The organism is Streptomyces sp. NPDC058157 (genome assembly GCF_042884105.1).
Classification (GTDB): Bacteria; Actinomycetota; Actinomycetes; order Streptomycetales; family Streptomycetaceae; genus Streptomyces.
On the sequence record NZ_JBHVUQ010000362.1, the window covers coordinates 1 to 3,298 of the forward strand.

The window sequence follows — 3,298 nt, forward strand, 5'->3', positions numbered from 1 at the left end:
CCCACCGCACCGCCGCGGTGATCCCGGCCGCCGGCCGCGGGGTACCCCGAGCTCCCGCGCCAGGGGACCGATGAACCGTCCGCCGGGCCCGCCGTCGGCCTTCCCGTCCTCCTCCGCCGCCGCCTCTTCCTCCGCCGTGGGGGCGAGGTCGTGCAGGGCCCGTTCCACCGCTTCGAGGGTCCGGCGGTCCTCCGCCAGCCGGGCGTGGCTCAGGTCGACGAGGCGGAAGGCCTCGTCGACGGCGTCCCGGTTCACCGCCCGCATCACGGCCGTCGCCGTCGCGTGGCCGTGGCCGGGCACCAGCGCCAGGAACGCGGCCAGGGCCAGGGCGTGCCCCGGGGTGTAGACGCGGTAGCCGTTCTCGCCGCGTCCGGCGGGCGGGAGGATCCCCGCCTCCTCGTAGTTCCTGACCGCCTGGGTGGACAGACCGTGGGCCCGTGCCAGATCCACCGGCCTGAGCTTCCTGCCCGTTTGAAGGTTTTCTTCCACCCGCCCGACGATAGCGCGGTGATGTGCGGGCCAGGTCTCCGGCAAGTCTCCACCGAAAGTTCAACGATAGCGTTGAACGCATGGCCATCGACATCAAGGACACCATCCGTACGCTCGACGCCGCCGCCCTGATGGAACTGCTCGGGACCCGGCCCCGGGTCCTCGCCCTGGGCGAGCCCACCCACGGCGAGGACGCCCTCCTCGAACTGCGCAACGACCTCTTCCGCCGGCTGATCGAGGAGGAGGGCTACCGGACGGTCGCGATCGAGAGCGACTGCCTGCGGGGCCTGGTCGTGGACGGGTACCTCGCCACGGGCGAGGGCACCCTCGACGAGGTCATGGAGCAGGGCTTCAGCCACGGTTTCGGCGCCTCCGCCGCCAATCGCGAGCTCGTGCGCTGGATGCGGGAGTACAACGCCGCCCGGCCCGCCGCCGACCGGATCCGCTTCGCCGGCTTCGACGGCCCGCTGGAGATCACCGCCGCCGAGAGCCCCCGGCAGGCCCTCACCGCCCTCCACACCCACCTCGCGGCAGCGGTCGATCCGGCCCTGCTCCCCTGCGACGCGCAGACCCTCGACCGGCTGCTCGGCCCCGACGGGCCGTGGACCGACGAGGGCGTGATGTGGGACCCGGCGCTGTCCGTGGGGCGTTCCGCCGGGGCCCGGGAGCTGCGGCTGCTCGCCGCGGACCTGGTGGAGCTGCTCGACGAGCAGACCCCGCGGCTGATCTCCGGCACCTCGAGGGAGGACTGGGAGCGGGCACGGCTGTACGGGCGCACCGCCACCGGCCTGCTGCACTACCACCACTGGACGGCGGACCGGTCGCCGTCCCGCTGGTCGCGGCTGTCGGGCGTGCGCGACCGGATGATGGCCGACAACCTCCTCGCCCTCGCCGAGCGGGGCCCGGTCCTGGTCTTCGCGCACAACGCCCACCTCCAGCGGGAGAGGAGCAGCATGCGGATGGGCGGGACGCCGCTGGAGTGGTGGAGCGCCGGCGCGCTGGTGGACGCCCGCCTCGGCCGGGAGTACGCCTTCGTCGCCACGGCCGTCGGCACGATCCGGCACCACGGGGTGGACGCCCCGCCCCCGGACACGGTGGAGGGGCTGCTGCACGCGCTGCCGCAGGACCGCCCCCTCGTCGACCCCCGCGGCCTGGCCGCCGCTCTGGGCGCCACGCCGCCCGGGCCGCGCGTCTCGCCCTGGTTCGGCTACGCCCCGCTGGACCCGGCCCACCTGGCGGCGGTCGACGGGCTCGTCTACGTACGCGACCTCCCGCCGGAGGCAGGGCCCCGGCGGGAGGTCGGACGGGCGGCTCAGTAGCCGTTCTGGTTGTTCTGGTTGTTCTGCTGGTTCTGGTTCTGGTTCTGCCGGTTGTCGTTCTGGTTGTTCCGGTTCTGGTTGTTCTGGTTGTTCTGGTTCTGGTTGTTCTGGTTCTGGTCAGGGGCGGGCGGTTCCGCGGGCCGCTCGGTCGGTACCGGTGCCTGGGTCTGCGGTGCGGGGGCCTGGGTCTGGGGTTGTTCCGTGACGGGCGCCCGGGTGACCGGGGGCGGGGTGACGGGTGCCTGGGTCGGTGCCGGAGGCGGTACCGGGGGCTTCTCGGTGACCGGCGGCGGGGTGACCGGCGCCCGGGTCGTCGGTGCCTGGGTCGTCGGCGGCCGGGTGGTCGGCGGCTGGGTGACCGTCCGTTCGGGGGACGGGGTCACGGTCGCCGTCGGGGTCGGCGTGGTCGTCGCTTCGGTGGTCGGGGTCGGGGTCGGCGTCGGGGTGAGGGTGGCCGGGGTCTCGCTCGCCGGGGAGGGGGCCGTGGGCGTCGGCGTGGCCGGGGTCTCGGTCCCGCCGGTCGGGGTGCCCGTGGGCGTGCCGGTCGGGGTGGTCGTCGGCGGCTTCACGCCCGGGGTCTGGGTCGCCGGGGTTCCGGTGGGCGGGGGCGTGGTGCCCGGGGACTTGGTTCCCGGGGACTCCGTGGGCGGCTTCGTGCCCGGGGACTGCGTTCCGGGGGTCTGGGTCCCGGGCGTCTGCGTCCCCGGGGTGTGCGTCCAGGGGGACTCCGTTCCCGGGGTGTGCGTCATCGGCGGGGACGGGGGGCTCGTCGGCCAGTGCCGGGGCGGCGGCGGGGCGGGCCTGTCGTGGTGGACCTGGTCACCGGTGTACCGGTGGACCCACTTCTTGTCCCTGGAGTCGTAGAGGACGAAGACGTTGATCACCGTGGTCGAGCGGTTGACGACCACGACGTTCTGCGGCTGGTACCCGGGCCAGCTGGGCCCCGTCTGCCGCGGGGTGCCCTGCTGCGGGACCACCCGGCTCAGCGGGTTGCCGCAGGCGCAGCGCACCTTCGGCTCCCCGTACTTGTCCACCAGCACGGCCGTGCCCGCCTGCAGCACGGACTGGTAGCTGGTGGCGACGCCGTTGCGGTAGCCGTGGTTGGTGACGCGGGTGTCCGAACGCAGCTGCACCGGCGTCAGTGACCGCAGGTAGGCCGGGACCGAGGACTCCTGCACGCCCACGACGGAGGCGAACGCGCGGTTCCTGGCGGGGTCGGCCGACAGGTAGCGGACCTGCTTCTCCACGTCGCAGCTGGCGGTGTTGCGGGTGCCGCCGTAGAGGCCGGGCTCCGAGCCCGCCACGCTGGCGATGTTGTCCCGCTTGACGGGAGCCGTGCCGGGGGCGGCCGCGGGCAGGGCGGACGTGGTGGTCGCGGTCGACGGGGTGTACGGGTCCACGCCCGCGTCGTCCGTGGGCTGGAGGATGACCTCGCCGGCCGAGGCCGTCTGGCCGCCGGGGCGGCCGAGGACGACGGCCAGGACCACGGC

At 74.5% G+C, this 3,298-nt stretch carries 3 protein-coding genes; 1 reads left to right on the forward strand and 2 read right to left on the reverse strand.

Going from position 1 to position 3,298, the window contains the following annotated elements; translation table 11 throughout:
* Positions 1–489 (reverse strand): MerR family DNA-binding transcriptional regulator (locus ACFVXK_RS37730; protein WP_389621644.1); only part of this gene is annotated, 489 nt, incomplete at its 3' end.
* Between the two features lie 80 nt (positions 490–569).
* Here ACFVXK_RS37730 and ACFVXK_RS37735 point away from each other — a divergent pair.
* A complete protein-coding gene (locus ACFVXK_RS37735) occupies positions 570–1,808 on the forward strand; it encodes an erythromycin esterase family protein (protein WP_389621647.1) in 1,239 nt (412 codons plus the stop codon).
* On the opposite strand, the gene ACFVXK_RS37740 is transcribed toward ACFVXK_RS37735, so the two are convergent.
* A partial coding sequence (locus ACFVXK_RS37740; protein ID WP_389621650.1) for a DUF6777 domain-containing protein occupies positions 1,802–3,298 on the reverse strand: 1,497 nt, incomplete at its 5' end. The two genes, ACFVXK_RS37735 and ACFVXK_RS37740, sit on opposite strands and share 7 nt — an antisense overlap.